Below are 24,287 nucleotides of genomic sequence, written 5' to 3'. Positions count from 1 at the left end.
CTTCCCCGCATTGTTCAGGTTCGGTAACCCGTTTGAAGCAATGATTTCCGCCCCCTTCCATCTGGCTGGCGAGCGCCTGGCCCTCGATCCGGCCGGCACCCTGTTCTGGCCCGCGCAACGCCTGCTCGCCGTGGCTGATCTGCACCTGGAGAAAGGGAGCCATTTCGCGGCTCGCGGGCAGATGGTGCCGCCCTTCGACACGCGCGATACGCTGTCCCGGCTCCAGCCCCTGCTGCGTCGCTACACACCGCAACACATCGTCTTCCTGGGCGACTCGTTCCATGACAGCGGTGGCTCAGCCCGAATGCAACTGGCCGATCGTGCGCTGCTGGCGGAGTTGCTGACAGGACGGAGGGTGACCTGGGTCCTCGGCAACCACGATCCCGCGCCGCCAGTCGGCCTGCCGGGTGAGGCGGTGGAGACACTCCGGCTGGGTCCACTGGTGTTTCGGCATCAGGGTATCCCGGACGCTGCCTCGGGCTTTGAGCTGAGCGGCCATTTTCATCCCAAGGCCAGCATGCCGACCCGCTGCGGCCCTGTGACCCGCCCCTGCTTTCTGGCCGATGCCCGGCGCATTCTGCTGCCCGCCTTCGGCAGCTATACGGGAGGGCTGGAGATCACGGCCCCTCCCGTGGCCGCCCTGTTCCCCCGCGGCGGTCGTGCCTTTCTGCTCGGCCGCGAGCGGCTGTTCAGCTTCGCTGTTGGACCGATGCGGCATCTGGCGCTGGCTGCACGGCCAGTGGCAACGACTTCCATCGGATGACAGCACGTCCCGACATCCTCTGGCTGCGCCAGGATCTCCGCCTGTCCGACCACGCAGCACTCGCCGAGGCGGCAGGTGGAACGATGCTGCCTGTCTATGTGCTGGATGATGCAGCGGCGGGCCGCTGGACGCTGGGGGGGGCGTCGCGTTGGTGGCTGCATCACAGCTTGTCAGCTCTGTCGCAGGCTCTTGCCGAGCGTGGAGCACCGCTTCTGCTGCTGAAGGGCAACGCCGAGACGCTGATCCCTGCCTTGGCGCAGGAGCTTGACGCCGGCAGGATCTTTGCCAGCCGCCTCTACAGCCCCTGGGGACGGGCACGGGATGCGGCCGTGAACACAGCGCTTCGACGCGCCGGCCGCGAGCTTACCTTGCACGATACGGGGCTTCTCTTCGGCCCCGACGCCGTGCGGACGCGCCAGGGGCGTCCCTATTCCATCTATACGCCCTTTGCCAGGGCTATGCTGGCGCTGGGCGAAGTTCCGCAACCTGGCACGGCGCCGGAAAGGCTGCGCGGCGCGACGCATCCCACGGGTGGACTGGCTCTGGAAGAGTTGACCCTGTTGCCGCCTGAGCGGCAAGGCCCCTGGGCGTCGGCGTTTACCGATCTCTGGGTGCCGGGCGAGGCTGGAGCGCAGGCGCGACTGGAGGGCTTCCTGACCGAAGCCGCAGCCGGCTATAGCAAGGGCCGCGACCTGCCGGGCCAGGACGGCACGTCCCGTCTGTCGCCGCATCTGCACTGGGGTGAAGTGTCCCCGCGGCAAGTGTGGGACGCGGTGATGCGAGGGGGCGGCCATCATGGTGGCCACGGCGTTTTCTTGCGCGAGATCCTGTGGCGCGAGTTCAGCCATCACATGCTGTGGCACCGTCCGGAATTGCCCGAGTTTCCGCTTCGAGCGGAGTTCGCCGACTTTCCATACCGGCCGGACGCCGCCTTGCTGCGAAGCTGGCAAAGAGGCCGCACCGGCTACCCCATCGTGGATGCCGGCATGCGGCAGTTGTGGAAACTTGGCTGGATGCACAACCGGGTCCGCATGATCGCGGGATCGCTGCTGGTGAAGCACCTGTTGCAGCCTTGGTGGGACGGTGCTGCCTGGTTCTGGGATACGCTGGTGGATGCGGACCTCGCCAACAACAGCCAGAACTGGCAGTGGATCGCCGGCTGTGGCACGGATTCCGCCCCTTACTTCCGGATTTTCAACCCGGTGCTTCAGGGGCGAAAATTCGATCCGACCGGCGACTATGTCCGCCGATTCGTCCCCGAGCTGGCACGGTTGCCCGATCGATGGCTGCACGAGCCCTGGGAGGCTCCCGGCACCGTGCTGGCCTCGGCCGGAATCCAGCTTGGGCGGAACTATCCCGAACCATTGATCCGCCCGGCCGCAGGTCGCGCCATCGCATTGCAGGCGTTGCAATCCCTGCGGCGGCCGGTGCAAAGAGAACATGGATGACGGGATCATCCTCCATTCTCTGGGTCAGGCTTCGCCAGGACTTCGCCGGGTTGCGGGTGGTCGGTGATGTGCATGGCGATGCCGATGCCTTCGCGGCTGCCGTTGCCGGAGCGCAGGAGAAGCGCCTCTTCGTGGTGCAACTCGGCGATTTGACCGACCGTGGCCCGGACAATCCTGGCGCCCTGCGATTGGCCTTCGCCATGCGGCAAGAGCGCCGCGGCCTTTTTATCCTGGGCAACCATGACCATAAGCTGAGGCGCGCCTTGACCGGTGCGCTGGTGCGGCCCGATCCCGAAGGGTTAGGCGAAACTCTCGCGCAGCTCGATGCAGCACCGGATGGGGAGGCACTGAAGGCCCAGGCCATCGAGGAAATCTCGCGTGCGCCGGCCTGGCTGCGGCTCGGCTCCTGGATCTTCGTGCATGGCGGCTTCCATCCCCGCATGCTGCGCGAACCCTCTCCCATGGATGCCGGTGCGCAAAAGCCGGACGGGCTGGTGCCACGGGCCCTGTTCGGCCAAGTTACCAGCCGCATGCGGGATGACGGCTATCCGCAAAGGCTGCACAACTGGGTGCATCGCATCCCCTCCGGCATCACCGTCTATTGCGGCCATGAAATGCGCAGCCTGAACGGCCGGCCCTTCGTGGCCATCTCCGCTGCGGGAGGCCGGGCGGTGTTCCTGGATACAGGAGCAGGCAAGGGCGGCCATCTGTCGTGGATTGACCTTCCGATCTGATCGGGAAACGCGGCCAGTCCGACAGGGCAGCCTCGCGGCCGCGCAACAGGATCAAGCAGGGCGCGATGCATGGCGGGCCTGCTTTCGACGCGCTAGGTATTCCCGAGCGCCCGCTGATAGATCGGCGCGATCGAGGAGGAGAAGGAACGCCCATGCCGCCGGTCACCTGCATCGAGGATCTGCGTCTACGCGCTCGCCGCCGCATTCCCCGCGCCATCTTCGATTACGCCGATCGCGGCTCCTATGACGAGGCCACCTACCGTGCCAACCGGGACGATCTGGCCGCGCTGAAGCTGCGGCAGCGCGTGATGATCGACGTTGCCGAGCGCAGCACCGCATCGACCATGCTGGGCGAGGCGGTGTCCATGCCGGTTGCCATCGCGCCAACCGGCCTCACCGGCCTGTTCCATGCTGATGGCGAGATCCATGGGTGCCGAGCTGCCCATTCCTTTGGAATCCCCTTCACCCTCTCGACCATGTCGATCTGCTCGATCGAGGATGTGGCGGCGGAGGTGAAGGACCCGTTTTGGTTCCAGCTGTATGTGATGCGGGACCGGGGTTTCAGCCGTTCCCTGGTTGAGCGTGCCATGGCGGCCGGCTGCTCGGCCCTCGTGCTCACGCTCGACCTTCAGATCCAGGGACAGCGGCACAACGATATCAAAAACGGCCTGGCCGTGCCGCCCAAGCTGACTTTGCGCAATGCCTTGGACGTCGCCACCAAGCCCGACTGGGCGCTGCGGGTGCTACGCGGGAAACGCAAGACCTTCGGCAATCTGACCGAAGCGCCTGGCGCCAAGGAAGGGCTTGCGACGCTATCCCACTGGATCGCTGGGCAGTTCGACCCGTCCTTGTCCTGGAAGGATGTGGAGTGGATCCGCTCGATCTGGCCGGGTAAGCTGATCCTGAAGGGCGTGCTGGATGTGGAAGATGCCCGCATCGCTGCTGGTCTCGGTGCCTCCGCCCTGGTGGTCTCGAACCATGGCGGCCGGCAGCTCGACGGCGCCCCCTCCTCCATCTCGGTCCTGCCCTCCATCGCCGAGGCGGTGGGCGACAAGATCGAGGTGCTGTTCGATGGCGGTGTGCGCTCGGGCCAGGATGTGATCAAGGCGCTGGCGCTGGGCGCCAAGGGCTGCATGATCGGCAAGGCTTGGCTCTACGGTCTTGCAGCAGGCGGTGGCGCCGGGGTGACCCAGGCATTGGAGATCATCCGCAAGGAAATGGACGTGACCATGGCGCTTACCGGCATGAAATCGGTCGCGGGCTTGTCGCCCGAGATCATCCATGCGCCTCGACACGGCGAGGAGGTCGTGAGGCCGCAACCTTCGATGCAGATGCAGGGTCATCGGCAGAGCATGGCCCTCTAGGTCGTCAGCGATAGGCTTCAGCCGGCGCGTGGGGGAGCGCCTCCAGGAATCGTGCCGCCTGGTGCCGGATCTGCTCGAGCTTTTCCGGCCCCAGGCGCTCGAGGTTGCTTAGCGGCATGGCCATCCGAGGGAAGTCCCGCAAACGCGGCGCATGCCGAGCCAGGAAGTCCCAGTAAAGGAAATTGAACGGACAAGCCCTCTCGCCGGCCTGCGCCTTCGGATCGTAGGAGCAGCCGGCACAGTAATCGCTCATCCGGTTGATGTATGCGCCGGAGGCCGCGTAAGGCTTGCTGCCGAGCAGGCCGCCATCGGCGAAGGTGGCCATGCCATGCGTGTTCGGCAGTTCGACCCATTCGAAGGCATCGACATACACTGCCAGATACCACTCGTTGATGGCCTCCGGCGCGATGCCGGCAAGCAAGGCGAAGTTCCCCGTCACCATCAAGCGCTGGATATGGTGGGCATGCGCATGATCCCGCGTCTGCGTCACGACATGCCGGATGCAGTTCATCTTGGTCTCGGCGCTCCAGTAGAAATCTGGTAGCGGGCGCTTCGCCGCCAGCATGTTGAGCGCCGCGTAATGCGGCATGTGCAGCCAGTAGATGCCGCGTACATATTCCCGCCACCCGAGAATCTGGCGGATAAAACCCTCTGCACTGCTCAGGGCAGCTCGCCCTGCCCGGTATTCCGCCTCTGCCGCTCGGCAAACCTCCAGCGGGTCCAGCAACCCGATATTGAGGGCCGCCGAGATGAGGCTGTGGAACAGTACCGGCTCAGCGCTGGCCATGGCATCCTGATACTGTCCGAAGGCCGGCAGTCGGTGCTGCAGGAAGTCTTGCAGCGCCACCGCGGCATCCCTTGCCCGCACCGGCCAGGCAAAGTTCTCCAGCGCGCCGAAGCGGCCGGGAAAACGGTGCCGCACCATCGACAGCACGGCCCGGGTGATGGCATCGGGTTCGAAGCGAGGCGGCGACGGCACCGCAACGTTGCGCGGCAGGCGCCTTCGGTTTTCGGCGTCGAAATTCCAGCGCCCGCCGCAGGGCTCTCCATCCGGCTCCATCAGGATGCAGTGGCGGCGTCGCATGTCCCTGTAGAAAAACTCCATCCGCAACTGCTGCCGGCCCCTGGCCCATCGCGCAAACCCAGCGCGGGTGCAAAGAAACCTGTCGTCGTCGCGGATCTCCACCGGCACACCGGTGCTGGCCTCCCAAGACTGCATCATCCGCATGACGCGCCATTCACCCGGATGCGTCGCCACGATCTTCCGCGGCCTATGCCGCCGGACGGCTCGCTCCACCTCGCCGCTGAAGCTGCCACTATTGGCCGGATCGTCGAGCGTCACATGCTCCGCCCGGACGCCACGGGCAGCCAGTGCCAGGCTGAAATGGCGCAGCGCCGAGAAGATGAGCACCATCTTCTGGCGATGATGGCGCACGGCATCGGCCTCTTCCGCCACCTCCATGGTCAGCACGACGTCCACCGCAGGATCGAGGTCACGCAGGGCGGACAGGGTGCGGCTGCATTGATCGCCCAGCACGACGCGCAGCACGCCGGCTGGGCTGTCGGTCATCCGGCCGGCTCGTATTGCACGGGAATGCCGTCATCGCCGCGCATGGTAAAGCCGACCCAGCGGCCGTTGGCGTTGTAATAGGCTGCGGCCCCGCGTTCCGGCCATAGCCAGCGGGTGCCTCCCTGGTCGCGCTGTGGCGACGGGCCACCCTGCAACGCTTCCCCCGTTGCCGTATCGAAAAGCGGCTGACGCAGATGAGCCGGCTCCCACCAGGACAGCGGCAGCGCCGCGGGTGGCAGCAAGATCTCTCCGCCAGGCCCCCGTCCCCGCAGACCCTGTGGCGTCGCAGCCAGGTCCAGCCGTGTTTCCCGCCCTTCCCGGATGGTGTGGGCGGCGAAGCTCAACAGCCGGTCATCCTGCCAACGCTCGGCATATTCATGACGCATGCGGAACACCGTGAAGGATAGCAGCTTCACTTCAAGCGACAACACGGTGCGCACGATGCCGTCCGGCTCCGCCCCTACCGTATGGGTCCCGACTGCCCTGCCGTCCCGCAGCACGCGGAAGCGATACCCATCCCGGGGCAGTACAGCCCCTGCAGGCCGCGCCAGCGACAGGCATCCTAGAGCCCCGCCGAGCCACAATCGCCGCCCCATCCCGCATCCGCCCATCCACAACACTCCCGTCCAATGCCGCCTGCAGAGGCAGCCTGGCAGAGATGGGCGCCGCACGTTCCGCTGCAACAGTGTTGTGTCACGCCCTGGCAAGCCTGCCGAAGCCGTGGCACATTGGCCCCATGCGGCAATTGCTTCTGTTGCGGCACGCGAAATCGTCATGGGACGATCCGAGCTTGCCCGACCATGCCCGCCCGCTGAACGCGCGCGGCAAACGCGCGGCCCTGGCGATGGCGGGGGTCATGCGCGGCCTCGGCCTGGCGCCGGACATCGTGCTGGTGTCCTCGGCTCGCCGGACTCTGCAAACGTTGGAGGCGCTGGCGCCACTCCCGGACAGCCCGATGATCGAACCTATGGACGATCTTTATCTGGCACCATGGGAGCGATTGCTGGACACCCTGCAGGCCGCTCCGGAAACTGCCCGAAGCCTGTTGTTGCTCGGCCATAACCCCGGCCTGCACGACTTGGCCCTGGCACTCGCCGGACCCGCGGGGATGGCCAGCAACGCACCTGGAACCCAGCGGCTTGCGGATGGGTACCCGACCGGTGCCCTCGCCGAGTTCAGCATCGCCGCGCCCTGGCGAATGCTGCAGGCCGGCGGAGCACGGCTGGTGCGCTTTGTCGCACCGAACGACCTTCCGGAGATGGCAAGCTGAGCACCCTGCTCCCGACACAGGACCCCGCCGCCGGCGAGCCGCCGCTGACGCTTGAGCTCAGCTTGCCGGCGGCCGGCGCGGCACTGGTCTGGCGGCACAAGGCGCTCGCCAGCCGCACGCGTCCACGTTCCACAGCCGAGTCCTGGATCTGGCTGGACACCCCGGATAAGCGGCTGCGCGATGCGGGCCTGGCACTGCGTGCGCCGTCCAAGGGACCTCGCCGAGTCTGCCCGCTGATGCCCGCAATCGGGTTCCGCCTGCCTGGTGAAGCGACGGGACCGCAAACCGAATTGCCGGCGGGAGCCGTTCCGGAAGCAGTGGAAGGCGCGGTTCTGGAAACAGTGGCGCGTTATGCGGGGCGTCACCAATGGTCGCGAGCCGATGCGACCGGCGTCGCGCTCCGCCTGCAGGTTGGCCGGATCGAAGGTGGCACCGGCGGCTCCGCGGTGGCTCAATTGTCTCTGACTGGTCCCCGACGGGCGGTGGTGGAACTGGCCCAGAACCTGGCAGCCGACCTTCCCCTGCTTCCTGCCCATGCAAGTCTTGACGAACTGGCACAGGCTCAGGCGCTTGGTGCGGCGCCTCGCCACCGCCGACGCGGCCCTCCGGATCTTGGCGATACCGGCAACCCGGCCGAGGCCCTGGCACTTGCCCTGGCTCACCTGACCGAGGTGCTGCTGGCGCAGGCGCCGGAGGCTCGTGCGGAAGCCGGCCCGGCCGGCGTGCATCAGCTCAGGGTCGCGGCGCGCCGGCTCCGCTCTTGTCTGAAGCAATTCCGCCGATCCTTCTCCGGCCCTGCGCTGGAGGCACTCAACAGCGGGTTGGGCGACTTGGCGCGCGGATTGACCGATGCCCGCGAATGGGACGTGTTCCTGGGAGGATTGGGCGCCGAGCTGGGCGCTGCTCTGGGCCAGGATCAGCGCTGGTCACGGCTGCTGCGGCAGGCCGAGATGCAGAGGCTCGAAGCCTACGGTGCCCTGCGGGTCCTGCTGGAGGGCCCGGCCTTCCGGCATGTTGTCTGGCAGGCAGTGCGGCTGGCGTCGCTGAGGGAATGGGATGCTTCAGCCGGATTGAACGAAGCACCTCTGCGACCCTGGGCGGCCAGCCTGCTGCAAAAGCGGCGGAAGGCTATGAAGAAGCTGGCTCGCGATATCGAGAACGCGACGGACGAGTCGCTGCACGATCTTCGTCTGGAGGCCAAGAAGCTCCGCTATGCCGCAGAGCTTTTCGCGCCACTCTGGCCAGGACGCGCCACGCGCCGGTTTCAGAAGCGCCTGGCCTTTCTTCAGGATGCGCTCGGCCTGTCCAACGATGCGGTGGTTGCCCGGGCACGGGTTGCGAGCCTGAAAGGTGCGCCGGCCTGGGCTATTGGCCTGGCGGAAGGCTGGTCATTGGCGGCGGCGCAGGACATGCGGCCTCGAGCAATCGAAGCGTGGCACGGCTTCAAGAAGCAGGACAGCTTCTGGTCCGAGGATGTATCGGACCGACGAATGAAACCTGCGGTACCCTTCGCGACTGAGACTTGAAACCACAGCCTGTGGTGGTCTAACGCTTGGCGGCGTGCCGTACCATCGTCGCCTTTTCCGCTCCGCCGCCTCTTCCCGCCGCACCTCGCGGCGCTGGAGCGGTGCCGTCCTGGGTCTGGGGGCCGCCCTCCTGGCGCTGCTGTTGGTGACCATCGGTCTGCCTGCAAACCTGCTGGGGTCCGCTCCGCGCGAGCAGGCCTGGAGCGCCGCGGCCGAGACGGTGCGCGTCGTGGATGGCGAAACCCTGCGGCTGGGCGACCGGACCCTACGGCTTGCGGGCCTGATCACGCCTGAACGTGGCCAGACCTGCAGCACGGAGGTCGGCGTCGGCTTCGACTGCGGCGCAGCCGCTGCTCAAGCCCTGTCGCGCCTGGTTCAGGGGCGCGACATGGAATGCCGCGTCCAGGGACGTGATCACTTCGGGCGAGCCCTGGCCCTCTGCGAAGCAGGCGACCGCGACGTCAATCTGGCGATGGCAGCCACTGGTTGGGCACTGGCGGGGCCTGAGGCAGTCCCGGAGATCCGGCTGGCCGAGGGCGCCGCGCGGGCGGCCGCACGAGGCTTGTGGTCCTACCCTGCCGGCGCACCGGCCGCCTGGCGCGTACGCCACTAGGCTCGCCTTCCCCAATCTCCTATCGGATTCGCAGCAAGCCATCCTGAGGCATGTCGCCGGATGGACAATGAGGGGGGGCGACGCCTAATCTTGCACTGCATCATTGGCGACACGCCCAGGCGCGTGCCGCTCCGTTTAAGAGGAAGACGCCATGAGCAGCACGGCCAAAGGGTCTGTCACCGTCACGCTCGACGGTAGTAACCGCTCTGCCACGGTGCCGCTGATCTCCGGTTCGATCGGCCCCGATGTTTTCGATATCCGCAAGCTCTACGCCGAGCTCGGTGTCTTTACCTTCGATCCCGGCTATGGTGGCACCGCCGCCTGTGAAAGCGCGATCACCTATATCGATGGCGATGAGGGCGTGCTGCTGTACCGCGGCTACCCTATCGAGCAGCTCGCGGAGAAGACCGACTTCCTGGAAGTCTCCTACCTGCTGTTGAATGGCGAGCTGCCGAACCAGGAGCAGCTCAAGAAGTTCAAGCACGACGTCACCATGCACACCATGGTGCATGAGCAGCTGAAGACCTTCTTCAGCGGCTTCCGCCGCGATGCCCATCCGATGGCGATCCTGTGCGGCGTGGTGGGTGCCCTCTCCGCCTTCTACCATGACAGCTTGGACATCACCGACGAGGCGCAGCGCGAAATCAGCGCGTTCCGCCTGATTGCCAAGGTGCCGACCATCGCGGCATGGGCCTACAAGTATTCCATCGGCCAGCCCTTCATGTATCCGCGGAATGACCTCTCCTACGCAGAGAACTTCCTGTACATGATGACTGCAGTGCCTGCTGAGGAGTGGAAGCCCAACCCGATCCTCTCGCGTGCCATGGACCGGATCCTGGTGCTGCATGCCGATCACGAGCAGAATGCCTCCACCTCGACCGTGCGACTGGCGGGCTCTACCGGTGCTAATCCCTTCGCCTGTGTCGCCGCCGGCATTGCGGCCCTCTGGGGTCCTGCCCACGGGGGCGCCAACGAGGCGGTGCTGAAGATGCTGGGGGAGATCGGCAGCGTCGAGAACATTCCCTCCTTCATCGAGAAGGTTAAGGACAAGAACTCCGGCGTGAAGCTGATGGGCTTCGGGCACCGCGTCTACAAGAACTTCGATCCACGCGCGAAGATCATGCAGGCGACGTGTCACGAGGTCCTGGCCGAGCTGGGCATCAAGGACGAGCCGCTGCTCGACCTCGCTATGGCGCTGGAGAAGATCGCGCTGGAAGACGATTACTTCGTTTCCCGCAAGCTTTACCCGAACGTCGATTTCTATTCGGGCATCATCCTGAAGGCCATGGGCATCCCGACCCACATGTTCACTGTTCTGTTCGCCGTGGCGCGCACGGTTGGCTGGGTGAGCCAGTGGAAGGAAATGATCGAGGAGCCAGGTCAGCGTATCGGGCGTCCGCGCCAGATCTATACCGGAGCAACACGCCGCGACGTCACCAAGATCGACACGCGCGGCTGATCGTCCTGCCTTCCACCCTCCCCGGCTGGCAGCTCCGGCCGGGGACAGACAGGCAATGGCCCGTCATGCGTTGGCATGGCGGGTTTTTTCATGGCTAATGGCCAAGCTTCAAAGTAACGTTAAGAAAAGAACGCAAACCTCTGTTCACAAAAAGTAAAACACAAGAATTCGTTTAGTAAGGAAAGTTCATTTCGATAGACATTAACCATACCCGCGCTGATTCGACTTTGATTTTCACCCATAAGTTACTAAAATCACTTGATCACAAAGCTGAGATGACGTTCATTGCTGATCGTCAACCGCAAGGGGTGGGCGGACTGCAAATGCGTGAATCTGCAAGAGTTAAGTTGGTGCACAATTCTCTAGACGATCTTGTGCGGCGGCGACTGAGAACATGGCCGCAACGTCCACCAGGTGCCATGGAGACGCCGAAGCAGCGCGGTGTCTGGATGCGGGCAAGGCCGGGCGAGGCTGACACCACCGTGCACCCCTTCCTCCGCCTGCCTGGCTCGAATCGTCTGCGCACCGTGCCAGATGGTCTATGGCTGCATTTCAGCCCCGATCCAGCCGACGCTTACTGCGATATCCTGTGCATCGAGGCGTGCGCCTCGTTGCAGAACCTCCTGGACAAGCGGTCACGGTTCGCGCCTTCCACAACATCACTTCTGGCGGTGTGTCCTGTGCCGTGGCTGTGCGACAACAACGCGGGAGACTCCGAACCGCGCTGGCGCCGCATCAGGCTCTTGCGCCAGGAGCCAACTGAACCCCTGGTGCTTCCTATCCGCGACGTGCGCGTGCTCTACGGCCTGAAGGAACGGCAATATGACGGCTTCGCCCGCACCCAGATGCCACAGGCACATGAATATTTCTGTCCAATGGACGCCCTGACTGATGAGGCCGGGGCCAGCAATCCCGCCATGCAGGCCTTGATCGCCCGGGCGTCAGGCGCCGCCAACTTCATGCGTCTGCCATGATGGATCAGCGGCGGATGCTTCTCAGGCCTGAAGCAATCCTTTCTCCCCGAGCCGGGCTGCAGCAGCCAACTCATCTGTGCCGGCGTCGGCATTGTTCGGCATCATATCCGTGCCGCCAACAAGTCGAATGGCGGGTGGATGGAAGGAGAAGCGTACCTCGCTCGTCTCGACGGCGATCACGCGGATCTGCCGCCGTGAGAAGGCTAGCCCTTCATCCCGCGGCTGGCTGGCATATTGCGCCCCCATGATCAGGCATCCCTGCGGGTGACGGTCAAAGGCACGCTGCAGCATGGCGAGCAGAAGATGCCAGTTGGTCCCATTGTTGGTGTCGGAGGAGCCGCCCTCCAAAAAATAGGTCCGGCCGCCGAAATCAATGCCCGAGAAACCGGCCATAGGCTGTCCCGCCACGCTCAGAATCGCCGTGAAGGCTTCCCGGTCCAAGGCCAGCATCCGCAGCGCGTAACGCAAAAGCGTCCTCGCGCCGCTGAGGTCGATCTTCTTGCGCCTCGCCATCCTGGCACGGAGGCTCCAAAGGGCCCGCCCTGAACGTAAGGCGGACAAACCCTGCCTCAGTTCCATCCCCATACCGGGAAAGCTGTCCGTCGCTCGCCGGGCGTTGCGCTTGGCATTGTTGCTCACGTTCCGCAGGTAGGCAGGCCAGTCCGGCCATTGTCGGAAATCCACCACATCCAGGGTGATGGCTTCCACTCCGGATACCTTCAGCCCGGCAATGTCACGCAGAGCGTCCTGTCGTGGGACTTCCATGTTCCATTGGGAGCCATAGTGATAATCGCCCGGTCCAAGATGCAGCAGAACTGCCTCCATGGCGATGGTCCAGCAGTGGCCATGCTCCGGCAGCAACTGGAGGCTGTCAGCGAAGACGCGATGCTTGCGGCCGATGCCAACCGCGCACTGGCCGACCTTCACCCACTCCCCTCCGACGGACTGGCCGATGTCCAGCCGCCGCATCCTGTGCAGCAGATGATGGTCTAGCTGCCAGAGCGCCAAGGCGCGCCAGGCACAGCGGAAGGAGGCCCCACATTGTTTGGCGAAGGTATTCCATTGTGTGGGCGAGCCCGTAAAGGGACGCACCTCGAGCCTTTGCGACATGACGAAGCCTCACCCACCATCTCAAAACGAACAGAATTGCTCATTCCTGAGATTATTCGAGCTACGTCTCCGCTCAAGCACAGGCTTCTTACGAAGTGTTAATGCCGCGGCACCGCTTTAACCGGGATCATGGCCAAAGCCCCAGCAATGCCGGGCGAGTTTCATGAAGGTCTCGCAAGGTGGACTGCAAGAGTTGTGCGTCACTTCGCTGTGACGATCCAGCCGCACGGCACGGAGGGAGCAACCGAGATGATGCATGAACATGAAAAAACGCCGCAGCTGATACAGCGCGGCGTCGATCTCCCTAGCCAGCCAGAGTTTTGGCGTCCCCTAGGGGATTCGAACCCCTGTTGCCGCCGTGAGAGGGCGGTGTCCTAGGCCTCTAGACGAAGGGGACTAAAGGCGTGGCGGGCTTTTATCCGGGGGTTCCGACTTGATCAAGGGCTGACGGCGGATTTTCTGCGACTATCATGCTTTTCTGTCCTTCATCATTCGCCGACGCGAATTTCCCGAACATCTTGTCCGCCTGACAGATCGACCATCAGAATGCACGGACCGTCGGCGCGTTCCACCCAGATGGCGAGCTGCCCTCCGATCTCCGCCATCTGGACAATCCGTGTGCCGGGCGGCTGCCGCAGGGCCAGATCCGTGGTAAGCCGAGCCACCGACTCAGCCGTCCCGGGTGTTGCGGGCCCGGTCGCCGCTTCGTTCATCTTCTGGACAATGGCGACCACCAGCCCCACCGTCCCCAGGACGATCAGAACTCCCATAACCCCGACAAGAATCTTGAGCCCGCGCACTGACACTCCTCCGCCGCCCGAAGCGGCCACTTCCCTCGAAATCACCGCCAGCTCCGGCGACGCGGGCAACCGGCTGGACCGGTTCCTGGCGGCGGCGATAGGCACGCTCTCGCGCTCCCGCGTCAAGGCATTGATCGAGGCCGGGCATGTCAGCCGCGACGGAGCCGCAACCACCGATCCGTCGGAAACGATCCGTGCGGGCGCCCTCTATCGGATGGTTCCGCCGGCAGCAGTGGCGGCGACGCCAGAGGCTCAGGCGATCCCGCTGGAAATCCTGTTCGAGGACCGCCACCTCATCGTCCTGAACAAGCCTGCAGGCTTGGTCGTGCACCCGGCGCCAGGGAATCCGGACGGCACGCTGGTGAATGCCCTTCTCGCCCATGCGGGTGAGGAGCTGACCGGCATCGGTGGCGAGAAGCGGCCAGGCATCGTGCATCGGCTCGACAAGGAAACATCGGGTGTGATGGTGGTGGCGAAGAGCGAGCCAGCGCATGTGGCACTCTCCTCCGCCTTTGCCAGCAGGGATCTGGAACGCTCCTACCTAGCCTTGGCCTGGGGCATGCCATCGCCCTCGTCCGGCGCCGTTGACGCGCCTGTCGGTCGCCATCCGATGGATCGCAAGCGCATGGCAGTGGTGGTCAAGGGTGGAAAGCATGCCCTCACCCACTACGCGACCGAGCGGGCCTGGGGCACCGCTTGCGCGCTGCTTCGCTGCCGCCTTTCAACCGGACGCACCCATCAGATTCGGGTGCATATGGCCCATCTGGGCCACCCTCTCGTAGGCGACCCCGTTTACCTGCGCCGTTTGCCGGCAGCTGCGCGAGGGCTGCCAGCGGAGCAGCGCGAGGTGCTGCTGGCCTTTCCACGTCAGGCTCTCCACGCGGAAACCCTGGGCTTCCGTCATCCCGAGACAGGCGAGATGCTGCGCTTCTCCGCCCCGGTTCCGGCAGACATGTCCGCCCTGCTCGCGTTGCTGGATCGTAACGGCCAGTAACCCGACTATTACAGTCGGGTTTTTCTTGCGCAACTCGCTGCAGCGCGATAGCGTTCCATTGTCGCCAACGCCGGGTGCCACTCACCAAGGCGCGGCCGCCGGACCTGTCCCCGTGTGACCGGGGAACAGGCGGCGCGTCAGGGCCCAGCGGCGGACGACCGGACCACATGCTGTTCCGGAGGCTCGCCGTCACAGGGGCTCCCGGCCGGTGCAGGAGGCAGATGCAGACATGGCTTCCACTAACGCTTTTTCAGTTCCGATGGCCCCCGAGGGCAATCTCTCCCGCTACCTGCAGGAGATCCGTAAATTCCCCATGCTTTCGCCGGAGGAGGAATTCCGCCTGGCGAAGGACTGGAAGGACAATGGCAACCAGCAGGCTGCACACCGGCTTGTGACGTCCCATCTTCGTCTCGTGGCGAAGATTGCCATGGGTTATCGCGGCTATGGCCTTCCGGTCGGCGAGCTGATCTCCGAAGGCAATGTCGGCATGATGCAGGCCGTCCGCCGGTTCGATCCGGATCGGGGCTTCCGTCTGGCCACTTATGCTATGTGGTGGATCCGCGCCGCGATCCAAGAGTACATCCTGCACTCCTGGTCGTTGGTGAAGATGGGCACGACCGCCGCGCAGAAGAAGCTCTTCTTCAATTTGCGTCGGCTGAAGGGCCAGATGGCGGCGCTGGAGGAAGGTGACCTTCAGCCTGAGCAGGTGGAAAAGATCGCCCACACGCTGCAGGTGCCGGAGCAGGACGTCGTGTCCATGAACCGTCGTCTTGCATCGCCCGACAACTCGCTGAACGCGCCGGTACGCGCCGACAGCGAGGGCGAGTGGCAGGATTGGCTGGTGGACGACAGCGAATCTCAGGAAACCGAGATTGCCGAGCGGCAGGACATGTCCAACCGCCGCCAGCTCCTCGGCGAAGCACTCAAGACGCTGAATGAGCGTGAGCGTCATATCCTGATCGAGCGCCGGCTGAAAGACGAGCCCACGACGCTGGAAGAGTTGTCGCAACAGTACAACATCAGCCGTGAGCGTGTGCGGCAGATCGAGGTCCGCGCCTTCGAGAAGCTTCAGAAGAGCATGAAGATGCAGATCACGGAGCGGCGGCTGACGGTGGACTAAGGGTCCGGCGGTCGCTTTGAGGATAGGGCGTGGCCTTGGCCACGCCCTTTTTCATGCGTCCACTGGGCTTCTATCCGGCGAAGGGATCACTCACCAGGATGGTGTCGTCGCGCTCAGGGCTGGTAGAGAGCAGCGTCACCGGCGCCTCAACCAGTTCCTCGATCCGCTTCACGTACTTGATGGCGGTGGCCGGCAGCTCGGCCCAGGACCGTGCGCCCATGGTGGACTGGGTCCAGCCTTCGAGCACCTCGTAGATCGGCTTGGCCTTGGCCTGCGCGCCCGGCGCAGCGGGCAGGCGCTTCACCACCTCGCCATCGATCTCATAGCCGGTGCAGATCTTCAGTTCGGTCAGGCCATCCAGCACGTCCAGCTTGGTCAGCGCCAGCCCCTGAACGCCGCCGACCTTCACCGCCTGCCGCACCAGGCAGGCATCGAACCAGCCGCAGCGGCGCGGACGGCCGGTGACGGTTCCGAACTCCCGCCCCCGCTCGCCCAGGCGCTTGCCGATTTCGTCATGCAGCTCGGTCGGGAACGGACCGGAACCCACACGAGTGGTGTAGGCCTTGGCGATGCCCAGCACCGTACCGATACCGTGCGGCCCGATCCCCGCGCCTGCCGCGGCGTTGCCCGCCACGGTATTGGACGAGGTGACAAAGGGGTAGGTGCCGTGATCCACGTCCAACATCACCGCCTGCGCGCCCTCGAACAGAACACGCTTGTTGCCGTGGCGGGCCTCCTCCAGCCGCTCCCAAACCGCTTCCGCATAGGGCAGCAGCTTTGGCGCCAGCGCAATCAACCCGTCCAGCAGCGCCTGCTTCTCGAAGGTCTGGGCGCCCAGGCCCTTCAGTAAGGTATTGTGGTGCAGCAGCAGCTCGTCGAGCTTGGCCGACAGAGTTTCGGGCTCGGCCAGGTCACAAAGGCGAATGGCACGGCGGGCCACCTTGTCCTCATAGGCCGGACCGATGCCACGCCCGGTGGTGCCGATCTTGCCCTCCCCGCGGGCTTCCTCGCGCGCCTTGTCGATGGCCGGGTGCAGCGGCAGGATCAGTGGCACGTTCTCGGCGATGCGGAGGTTATGCGGGCCAACATCCAGCCCCTGGCCGCGCACACGGGAAATCTCGGACAGCAGCGCCTCCGGGTCCAGCACCACGCCGTTGCCGATAACACCGAGCTTGCCCCGTACCACGCCCGAGGGCAGCAGCGACAGCTTGTAGGTCTGGTTGCCCACCACCAGCGTATGGCCGGCATTGTGGCCACCCTGGAAGCGCACGACGATATCGGCCCGGCTGGCCAGCCAGTCGACAACCTTGCCCTTGCCTTCGTCGCCCCACTGGGCGCCGATGATGGCGACATTGGCCATGGCTATGCGTTCTCCTCGATCGGCGCGGCAATGGTTCCGCGCAGGATGTGGCCGCAGCGCAGCCGTTGCGGCGTGTCGGCGGGCGAAAGCGCCGCCACCGTGATGAAGCCCTGGGTCCGCAATCCGGCCGCCACCGCCAGATCTGCGCCAAGGGGGATGAAGACGCGCGGCGGCATCGGCGGCACCGGCGCGGCGCGGCGCACTGCATCCGGGTACATGGTCATGCCGGTCGCCGCTTCCTCGCCAGACCGGTATCGTCCGCCCCGTGCCAGTTCACCGGTGCTGCCCGGCCCGTACAGGGTGAAAGCGACCCCGACATGGTACTGAAGCCCACGGAACTCCACAGGGTCCAGCGTGATGCGAAGCTCCGGCGCCCGAGCACGGATGGCGGCGACAATGGCAGCGGCATTGTCAGCGATGGCACGGGCGGCCGGCGGCAGCTCTGCCTCGCCCAGCGCCTGCAAGGCCCTGTCGGCCGGGCCGGCGGCGGTCAGCAGCGCGGTCAACCCGATGGCTGGTGGGCCTGCCTCGGCGGCCAGCGCATGCACAGCGGCGGCATCCTTGCGGTCCAGCGCACGGGCCAGCCGGCGACGCAGCTCACCCTGCACCCCTGCGGCATCCAGCAAGGCGGGTGCCATGGTCGGCAGGGTGATGTCTAGGCTGGGAGCGGTGACGCCCACCGCCGCCAACGCTTGCACTCCGAGAAGCGCCACCTCGGCATCGGCCTCAGCACAATCCGGGCCGATCAGCTCGATGCCCGCCTGGGCGATCTGCCGCTCCGGCGCCAGCTGACTGCCGCGCATCCGCAAGGCCTGCCCCGAATAGGAGAGGCGCAGCGGACGCGGCACATCGGCAAGCCGCGTTGCGGCGATGCGCGCCACCTGCGGCGTGGCATCGGCACGCACTCCCATCATGCGGTGGCTGTCGGGGTCCATCAGCCGAAAAGTCTGGTCGGCCACGGCGCCGCCGGAGCCAGCCAGCAGGCTGTCCTCGAACTCCAGCAGCGGCGGCTTTACCCGCTCATAGCCATGCGCCGCGAAGACACTCAACATGGCTTCCACCAGCGCGGCCTCACGTGCCGCCTCGGGGGGCAGAACGTCCGAAAGGCCGGATGGCAGCAGGGCAGGATTGGGCAGGTCTTCGGTCATGGTGTCCGGTGGCGCGGGCAAACGGCGCGTGTGTGGCAGCGCCGGGCCGCGACGGCAAGGGCGGATCGCGCGCGCGACCGTGATCGCCAATCCCTGAACCCACAGCCGGCCTGCTCCATTTGCTTAGCATGAGACGCCGATACTTCACCGCCGCCGCCCTGCCCTTCCTTCTGGCCGCCTGCGCCACTGATCCTGCCCGCTCTTATCTGGGCGGCGTTGGAGTTTCACTGCGGGGCGCCGCGATGAACGCACCCTTCCAGTTCGGTGACCTGTCCCGCTGGCACGGTCAGCCGGACCGCGCGGCCCTGGCCATCGTGCAGATCGAGTACCTCGCCGAAACTCTCGCCAATGACAGCTACTGGAACCAGAAGGTTTCGCCGCTGGTCACAATGCAGATGGAGCGGGCCCGTGACGAGGCGCGGGAGGCGCTCGGCATCGCCAGCGGCGCCCAGCCGGAGCTTGTGATGCGCCAGCTGCGGCAGGCGGCCCAGTCACTGCAGGACGGGCAGCGTGGGGCTGCCGTCGAGGCGCTGGGTGGTCCTGCCTTCTCCTTGGGCGGAGAAGGCACGTTGCGTGCCCTTTCCTCTCTTCCCCGCCTGCCCCGGTCGGCAGAAGCCGCGGGTGCCGTGAATGCCGAGATCACCCGGCTGGACAACGAGCGCAACCGGTAGGTGCCAGCCCATTTCCGCGGAATGGCCCATTTGCCATCGCTGTCCTTTAAGCTTGCACCTTGAGAGCCGTTTCTTCAGCCGGCAGCGGCAGGCCGTTCCTGCAGCAAAGTGCTGGACAGAAGGTGCGGAAGCCAACTTTGCTCGGCCTGTGCTGCCGGCACCGCTTCCGGCCCGCCATGCCATCAGCGGCTTCCGGCTGGGGCGGCTGCTATTGTGAAGTCTGCCATTTGGAAGGTCCTCTTCCACGACAGCTGAGGCTTTTGGTGCATCCTCGAAGGCATAGGGGTGCCCCGTGTGACCTTGGGCGGGCCGGGGGGCTTGCGGCACTCGTGGCCTGAGCCTTGGACCGCCTTGGGCTTCCGGCGTGCCGCATCTGCGGTTATATCCCCGCTTCTTGCTGGTCCTGGGCCAGAAACGGATCATCGAGCCGACGGGTCCATTCGTCACATTCCGAGCCGGCTTGCTCCTTGGCATGGCCGGCAGGGGGAACGCTTCAACAAATGGCGTTCTTGTGCGCGATGAACCTTTGTTGGGGCAGGATTCCGCGGGCCTGCCGGCTTGGCGCGGCATTGTTCCGGGAAGTGGACGGCGCAGGCTAAAGGTTGACGTCAGCTTCCGACGAGAGGCCGCAGAGGCGGAGCAACCCTTGGCGCAACGCTGCCGCTTCTGGTCCGTTGACATGTCGAAATCGACCGGTCGCCGCCGGTGCCGGAGGGGAGTGACGGAAGCGTGGGCTTAGGGTCTCAGGTCACGGCGGGCGGCGTGGTGGGCTCGGGGCGGGATACCGCCTTGGATGTCTGGCGCGGCTTCGCGCTGGCCACCATTTTCATCAACCACGTGTCCGGCAATGTGCTGGAAGCCGTGACGCATAAGAATTTCGGCTTTTCAGACGCTGCCGATCTTTTCGTCTTCTTTGCCGGCTACGCCGCCGCATGCGCCTACTTCGGCAAATACCTGTCGGGACAGCGCCTGGCCATCTCCACCAAGGTGCTGAGCCGCGCCGTCAGCCTGTACACCACCCATCTGGCCCTTGTGGTGCTGGGGGGCGCTGTGTTTTCACTGGGCGTCATCCGGACGGGCGATCTGGGGCTGTTCTCCGTGATCGCCTTGGAACCGCTGATGATGGATCCGGCGGAAGCCCTGGTTTCGGCGGCCATGCTGCTTTACCAGCCAGGCTTCCTGAACATCCTGCCCCTTTACTTCGTGCTGATCGGCAGCCTGCCGCTCCTGATGCTGGTTGCGGCGCGCTCCATTCCGGTGGCGCTGGGTCTGTCGGGCGCCATGTGGCTGCTGGCGGGGCTCGGTGGCATCAATTTTCAGACCTATCCCCTTCCTGGCGGCTGGTTCTTCAACCCGTTGTCGTGGCAGTTCCTGTTCGTCCTGGGGTTCGCGCTAGGCACCCGGCGGCTGCGGCACAGCCATGCGACATGGTACTCACGGCCTCTCTGGTGGGCATGTGCAGCCTATCTGGCCGTGGCGCTACTGCTGGTCCGCGGCACCGGCCTGCCGCCTTCCGGCTGGCTCCCCTTGCCTGACTTCCTGACCCTTCCCGAGAAGCAGTTCCTGTCGTTGCCACGGCTGCTGCATGTGCTCGCCCTGTGCTACTTCGTGGTGCATTCGCCGCTGCAAGGCTGGGTTCGCGGGTTCTCGGCCCGCAATCCGCTGGCCATGATGGGCCGGCACTCGCTGCCGGTCTTCTGCACCGGCCTTGTCGTCTCGATCAGCGGCGTGGCACTGAAGGAGACGGGTTTTGACGGGGCAGTCTTCGACATCACCTATGTCTCGGCCGGGCTGGCCGTGCAGATCGCGGTAGCGGCGTTGTTGACCGCGACCGAAAAACGGCGCGGCGGCGGCAATGCAGCTCAGCCGGTGGCGGTCCGGGCCTCCTGATGCGGCACGCTGCTCTTATTCCGGCCATGCTGATATTGTGTGGCACGGCGCTGGCGGAGCAGAGCGGGTCTCCGCCGCCGGTCGTGGCGGACAACGTTCCGGCAGCCTGCACAGTACCCGACGAGTTCCGCGATCTGCCGGGCGAGTTGCCGCGCATGGCCAGGCTGATCCGGGAACGCAAGCCGGTACGGGTCCTCGCCATCGGCTCCTCCTCCACTCAAGGCGTCGGTGCATCGAGCCCGGCCCGCGCTTACCCCCCTCGTCTCGCCGCGGCATTGCAGCGCCTGTTACCGGGCGCGGAAATCACTGTCCGGAACGAGGGCGTCGGTGGCGAGGTAGCCTCCACCACACTGGCCCGGATGGAGCGCCTGCTGGGCGAATGGCAACCGGACGTGGTGCTATGGCAGATCGGCACCAACGATGCGCTGCGGGGCGTCACCCCACAGGGCTTCGCCGGCATCCTGCGCGAAGGTGCCGATGCTGTGGCGGAGAACGGTGCCGATCTGCTGCTGATCAACCCGCAATTCTATCCCCGCATCCCGGATCAGAGCCTGTATCTGAGTGTCATCACCGCCATCGACGGAGTGGCAGAGGAACGACGGCTGCCGCAACTGCGCCGCTACGCCATCATGCGTTACTGGGACAGCCTGCCGAAACCCGCCCTGATGCTGTCAGAGGACGGGTTCCACATGAACGACCTCGGTTACCAGTGCATGGCCGAGGTGCTGGCGGGCGGCATGGCACGGCGGGTAACACAGCCGGCCCTTGCCCGCCGATGACTGGAATGGCTCAGTTCGACCCCGCCAGATAGCGCTCGACACCCTCCGCCAGCACGCGCATCCCCATTTCCAGATCCTCATCCCTGGTGTTCTCTGCCCAGTGATGGCTGATGCCGCCGATGGATGGCACGAACAGCATGGACACCGGCAGGACCTTGGCGATGTTCTGCGCGTCATGCCCGGCGCCGCTCGGCATGCTTTGCCACTTGCCGGGGGCCAGAGCCTCGGCCGCGCCTTCCAGTGCACGCATGGTACCAGGATCGCACAAGGCCGGCGTGGCCTTGTGGACCTCGATCAGTTCGGTGTGGCACCGCTCGCGCCGGTTGCTTTCCTGTACCAGGCGGCGCAGCGCAGCCTCCATCTCTTGAAGCTTGAGCATGGACACATCCCGGAACTGGAACAGCACCTCCGCCCGGCCGGGGATGATGCTGGCGGCACCTGGAGACAACTCGATGTTGCCGGTGGTCCAGGTGCTGCGCTCGCCGCAGATGCGTGGGAAATCGGCATCGATGGCGGCAAGCAGCCGCACAGCCGTCAGCCCGGCGTCGCGGCGCTCGGCCATGGTGGTGCCGCCGGCATGATCTTGCTGGCCGGCGATGCGGAGCTGCCACTGCCAGATGGCGACGATGCCAGTCACCACGCCGATCTGCAGCCCTGCGTTCTCCAGCTGTGTTCCCTGCTCGATATGCATCTCGAAGAAGCCCTTGTAGCGGGCGGGATCGATTTGCAGCCTGGGAATGCCCTCGAGCCCCGCCGCCGTCAGGGCGGTGCGCAGCGGCGTGCCGTCATAGCGGTTGGTGGAGGCGTCCATGTCGGCTTCGGAGAAGTCGCCGATGATGGAGCGGCTCCCGATGAAGCCACCCGAGAAATGCCCTTCCTCGTCCGCAAAGGCGCAAACATCGACCGGCAGGCCGGCACGCGCCAGATGGAGGGCGGAAACAACGCCCAGCGCGCCGTCGAGCCAGCCCGCTTCGTTCTGCGTCTCGATATGACTGCCGGCCAGCACATGCGGGCCCGCTCCCTTATGCCGGCCGAAGACGTTGCCGATGCCATCGATGGTCGCTTCGAGCCCGGCCTCCTCCATCTTCGTCTTCAGCCAACGGCGGGACTCCATGTCCTGCTGGCTGTAGGTCGGCCGATGCGCGCCGGTCTTGAATGCACCGATCTTGCGCAGTTCGTACAAATCCTGAAGGAAGCGCGCGGTATCAACATTCACCATGGAAGCTTGTCCGATCGGTTGCGTGTCGTGAGGAGCAAGACCTGTGCCGCCGCTGAACCGCGGTCGGGCCGTCCGGCGCTGCCCGCCAGGCGCAGCCCGCCCATCGGTGCCGGCACCAAGGCGCCCAAGGCCAGGATCGAAAGGATGGCCCACCAGAAGCCGCCTGGCGCAGCCGTATCGGGCAAGTCGGGGACGTTCATGCCAAAGATCCCGGCAACAAGGCTCGGTGGCAGGAGCACGGCCGTCAGGAACGACAGGATCGGCAGGCGGCGACTGGCTTCCTCGGCCACCCGGTCGGGGTGCAGCCACAGCCCATCGCCTTTGGGATGGCCCCGCGGCACCGCCCCGATCGCGGCTTCATCCAGAGCAGCTGCGTGGCCCGGATGCCAGGCCCAGATCAAGCCCCGGCACGGCGCCATGGCATCGTTCACGTCGGGCATGCGGATCTCCACAGGCACCGCATCTCCGGTGCAGCGGCGCCAGCACAGGATTAAGCCGCTGGCCTCGGCGCAGCAATTTGGACGGGCGCCAACACGGACCTTTGCCGCCTGATGCGGCCATAGCCACAGGGTGTCGTGGCCGCCGATAGAGGTGCCGGGCCTGGAGGTACCGGGTCCGGCTCAGGCGGAAGCCCGCGGTCCGGCGGCTCGATGAAACAGGCTCATGCCCGTCGCTCATGCAGGGGCTCGCGGTGCAGGAGGTTATCGTGCTTCCAGCGTCATCCCGCCATCCACAACCACGGTTTGGCCGGTCACCATGGCCGCCCCGCCCAGCAGGAACATGATCACCTCGGCCAAGTCCTCGGGCTGGCACCGGCGCTTCAGCAGCGCCTTCTCGGCGGATTTGGCGCGACGCTCCTCGGTCCACTCCACCATCCAGGCGCTATCCACCGCGCCGGGGGCAATGGCGTTGACCCTCACCTCCGGTGCCAGCGCCCGGGCCAGATTCTTGGTCAGCGAGATCACGCCGGCCTTGCTGGCGCCATAGGCCATGGAACTTCCGGGGCTGTCGAGCCCGGCCACTGAGGCAACATTCACCACTGCGCCGCCAGTCGCCTTCAGCGCCGGCGCCGCCGCCTTGGCGCATCGGAACAGGCCGAGCAGGTTCACCTGGATCACCGCCTGCCATAGTTCCTCGGTGATGAGGTCGAGCGCGGCGGACGGGATCAGCTTGGTCGTGCCCGGCGTGCCCGCATTGTTCACCAGGAAATCGAGCCTGTCGCCAAGATCGGAGATGGCCTGCCCAACCAGGCGAGGCCCGTCCTCCGCGTCGCCCACATTGCCGGGCACCGCCAACACATCCAGACCGCGCCCGCGCAGGCTCTCCACGACCTCAGCGCCGCGCGCATCGCCGGGCAGGTGGTTGATGGCAACGCGCGCGCCGGCCTCGGCCAGCATGGTCGCGGTGGCCAGGCCGATGCCGGAGGCGGCGCCCGTTACCAGCGCCGTCTTCCCGGACAGATCGTAGCGGATCAT

The 24,287-nt window shown here is 65.6% G+C and carries 23 protein-coding genes and 1 tRNA gene; 14 read left to right on the top strand and 10 right to left on the bottom strand.

Annotation, left to right across the window (positions count from 1 at the left end; translation table 11 throughout):
- Window positions 1-40 precede the first annotated feature (40 nt).
- The 4 genes from pdeM to ACFOD4_RS11720 all read left to right on the top strand — a co-directional run bounded on the left by pdeM (window position 41) and on the right by ACFOD4_RS11720 (window position 4,309).
- Complete coding sequence (gene pdeM / locus ACFOD4_RS11735; protein ID WP_379596633.1) at window positions 41-763, top strand: ligase-associated DNA damage response endonuclease PdeM; 723 nt, start codon at window positions 41-43, stop codon at window positions 761-763.
- The gene (locus tag ACFOD4_RS11730) at window positions 760-2,211 is read left to right on the top strand and encodes a cryptochrome/photolyase family protein (protein WP_379596631.1); all 1,452 of its coding nucleotides are present in this window, start codon (window positions 760-762) and stop codon (window positions 2,209-2,211) included. Before pdeM ends, ACFOD4_RS11730 begins: the two co-directional genes overlap by 4 nt.
- Window positions 2,208-2,945 (top strand): metallophosphoesterase, encoded by a 738-nt coding sequence (locus tag ACFOD4_RS11725; RefSeq protein ID WP_379596630.1) that lies wholly within the window; start codon window positions 2,208-2,210, stop codon window positions 2,943-2,945. Before ACFOD4_RS11730 ends, ACFOD4_RS11725 begins: the two co-directional genes overlap by 4 nt.
- Window positions 2,946-3,097: 152 nt before the next feature.
- Window positions 3,098-4,309 (top strand): alpha-hydroxy acid oxidase, encoded by a 1,212-nt coding sequence (locus ACFOD4_RS11720; RefSeq protein ID WP_379596629.1) that lies wholly within the window; start codon window positions 3,098-3,100, stop codon window positions 4,307-4,309.
- Window positions 4,310-4,313: 4 nt separating this feature from the next.
- Here the strand turns inward: ACFOD4_RS11720 and ACFOD4_RS11715 are convergent, their stop codons facing one another.
- The gene (locus tag ACFOD4_RS11715) at window positions 4,314-5,879 is read right to left on the bottom strand and encodes a cryptochrome/photolyase family protein (protein WP_379596628.1); all 1,566 of its coding nucleotides are present in this window, start codon (window positions 5,877-5,879) and stop codon (window positions 4,314-4,316) included.
- A complete protein-coding gene (locus ACFOD4_RS11710; RefSeq protein ID WP_379596626.1) occupies window positions 5,876-6,490 on the bottom strand; it encodes a DUF6134 family protein in 615 nt (204 codons plus the stop codon). Before ACFOD4_RS11710 ends, ACFOD4_RS11715 begins: the two co-directional genes overlap by 4 nt.
- A gap of 125 nt (window positions 6,491-6,615) precedes the next feature.
- On the opposite strand from ACFOD4_RS11710, the gene ACFOD4_RS11705 reads away from it, so the two are divergent.
- The 5 genes from ACFOD4_RS11705 to ACFOD4_RS11685 all read left to right on the top strand — a co-directional run bounded on the left by ACFOD4_RS11705 (window position 6,616) and on the right by ACFOD4_RS11685 (window position 11,721).
- The gene (locus tag ACFOD4_RS11705) at window positions 6,616-7,149 is read left to right on the top strand and encodes a SixA phosphatase family protein (RefSeq protein WP_379596625.1); all 534 of its coding nucleotides are present in this window, start codon (window positions 6,616-6,618) and stop codon (window positions 7,147-7,149) included.
- Between the two features lie 62 nt (window positions 7,150-7,211).
- Window positions 7,212-8,675 carry a CHAD domain-containing protein gene (locus tag ACFOD4_RS11700; protein WP_379596624.1) on the top strand — a complete coding sequence of 488 codons (1,464 nt, stop codon included), beginning with the start codon at window positions 7,212-7,214 and terminating at the stop codon, window positions 8,673-8,675.
- 34 nt (window positions 8,676-8,709) lie between these two features.
- Window positions 8,710-9,288 (top strand): thermonuclease family protein, encoded by a 579-nt coding sequence (locus ACFOD4_RS11695; RefSeq protein WP_379596622.1) that lies wholly within the window; start codon window positions 8,710-8,712, stop codon window positions 9,286-9,288.
- Window positions 9,289-9,439: 151 nt separating this feature from the next.
- Window positions 9,440-10,747 carry a citrate synthase gene (gltA, locus tag ACFOD4_RS11690; protein ID WP_379596621.1) on the top strand — a complete coding sequence of 436 codons (1,308 nt, stop codon included), beginning with the start codon at window positions 9,440-9,442 and terminating at the stop codon, window positions 10,745-10,747.
- A 227-nt stretch (window positions 10,748-10,974) separates the two neighbouring features.
- A complete protein-coding gene (locus tag ACFOD4_RS11685) occupies window positions 10,975-11,721 on the top strand; it encodes a hypothetical protein (protein WP_379596620.1) in 747 nt (248 codons plus the stop codon).
- Window positions 11,722-11,742: 21 nt separating this feature from the next.
- Here the strand turns inward: ACFOD4_RS11685 and ACFOD4_RS11680 are convergent, their stop codons facing one another.
- The 3 genes from ACFOD4_RS11680 to ACFOD4_RS11670 form a co-directional block, all read right to left on the bottom strand.
- Window positions 11,743-12,831, bottom strand: a complete 1,089-nt coding sequence (locus ACFOD4_RS11680) for a hypothetical protein (RefSeq protein ID WP_379596619.1) — start codon at window positions 12,829-12,831, stop codon at window positions 11,743-11,745.
- A 321-nt stretch (window positions 12,832-13,152) separates the two neighbouring features.
- Window positions 13,153-13,228 (bottom strand) — tRNA-Glu (locus ACFOD4_RS11675).
- A gap of 91 nt (window positions 13,229-13,319) precedes the next feature.
- Entirely contained in the window at window positions 13,320-13,631 is a 312-nt protein-coding gene (locus tag ACFOD4_RS11670; RefSeq protein ID WP_379596618.1) for a hypothetical protein, read from the bottom strand.
- On the opposite strand from ACFOD4_RS11670, the gene ACFOD4_RS11665 reads away from it, so the two are divergent.
- Together ACFOD4_RS11665 and rpoH are read left to right on the top strand one after the other, a co-directional pair.
- Window positions 13,618-14,625 (top strand): RluA family pseudouridine synthase, encoded by a 1,008-nt coding sequence (locus ACFOD4_RS11665; RefSeq protein ID WP_379596617.1) that lies wholly within the window; start codon window positions 13,618-13,620, stop codon window positions 14,623-14,625. The genes ACFOD4_RS11670 and ACFOD4_RS11665 overlap by 14 nt on opposite strands.
- A 229-nt stretch (window positions 14,626-14,854) precedes the next feature.
- Complete coding sequence (rpoH, locus tag ACFOD4_RS11660; RefSeq protein ID WP_379596616.1) at window positions 14,855-15,745, top strand: RNA polymerase sigma factor RpoH; 891 nt, start codon at window positions 14,855-14,857, stop codon at window positions 15,743-15,745.
- A 70-nt stretch (window positions 15,746-15,815) separates the two neighbouring features.
- Here rpoH and ACFOD4_RS11655 read toward each other — a convergent pair whose 3' ends face one another.
- Both ACFOD4_RS11655 and ACFOD4_RS11650 read right to left on the bottom strand, forming a co-directional pair.
- Window positions 15,816-17,105, bottom strand: coding sequence for an adenylosuccinate synthase (locus ACFOD4_RS11655; protein WP_379596614.1), 1,290 nt, complete (start codon window positions 17,103-17,105; stop codon window positions 15,816-15,818).
- 2 nt (window positions 17,106-17,107) lie between these two features.
- Entirely contained in the window at window positions 17,108-18,253 is a 1,146-nt protein-coding gene (locus tag ACFOD4_RS11650) for an ATP phosphoribosyltransferase regulatory subunit (protein ID WP_379596613.1), read from the bottom strand.
- Between the two features lie 128 nt (window positions 18,254-18,381).
- On the opposite strand from ACFOD4_RS11650, the gene ACFOD4_RS11645 reads away from it, so the two are divergent.
- The 3 genes from ACFOD4_RS11645 to ACFOD4_RS11635 all read left to right on the top strand — a co-directional run bounded on the left by ACFOD4_RS11645 (window position 18,382) and on the right by ACFOD4_RS11635 (window position 21,593).
- A complete protein-coding gene (locus ACFOD4_RS11645; protein ID WP_379596612.1) occupies window positions 18,382-18,924 on the top strand; it encodes a hypothetical protein in 543 nt (180 codons plus the stop codon).
- A gap of 729 nt (window positions 18,925-19,653) precedes the next feature.
- Window positions 19,654-20,814 carry an OpgC family protein gene (locus tag ACFOD4_RS11640; protein WP_379596610.1) on the top strand — a complete coding sequence of 387 codons (1,161 nt, stop codon included), beginning with the start codon at window positions 19,654-19,656 and terminating at the stop codon, window positions 20,812-20,814.
- Complete coding sequence (locus ACFOD4_RS11635) at window positions 20,814-21,593, top strand: SGNH/GDSL hydrolase family protein (protein WP_379596608.1); 780 nt, start codon at window positions 20,814-20,816, stop codon at window positions 21,591-21,593. The genes ACFOD4_RS11640 and ACFOD4_RS11635 overlap by 1 nt, the downstream gene beginning before the upstream one ends.
- Window positions 21,594-21,603: 10 nt before the next feature.
- Here ACFOD4_RS11635 and ACFOD4_RS11630 read toward each other — a convergent pair whose 3' ends face one another.
- From ACFOD4_RS11630 to ACFOD4_RS11620, 3 genes are all read right to left on the bottom strand, one after another.
- Window positions 21,604-22,812, bottom strand: coding sequence for a Zn-dependent hydrolase (locus ACFOD4_RS11630; RefSeq protein WP_379596606.1), 1,209 nt, complete (start codon window positions 22,810-22,812; stop codon window positions 21,604-21,606).
- On the bottom strand, window positions 22,806-23,252 hold the full coding sequence (locus ACFOD4_RS11625) for a CorA family divalent cation transporter (protein WP_379596604.1): 447 nt from the start codon (window positions 23,250-23,252) through the stop codon (window positions 22,806-22,808). The genes ACFOD4_RS11630 and ACFOD4_RS11625 overlap by 7 nt, the downstream gene beginning before the upstream one ends.
- A gap of 261 nt (window positions 23,253-23,513) precedes the next feature.
- Window positions 23,514-24,287, bottom strand: a complete 774-nt coding sequence (locus tag ACFOD4_RS11620) for an SDR family NAD(P)-dependent oxidoreductase (RefSeq protein WP_379596602.1) — start codon at window positions 24,285-24,287, stop codon at window positions 23,514-23,516.

The organism is Teichococcus globiformis, assembly GCF_042646265.1.
Taxonomy (GTDB): Bacteria; Pseudomonadota; Alphaproteobacteria; order Acetobacterales; family Acetobacteraceae; genus Pseudoroseomonas; species Pseudoroseomonas globiformis.
Note: the sequence above shows the minus strand (reverse complement) of the source record. Positions and strands in the feature narration are given on the sequence as shown.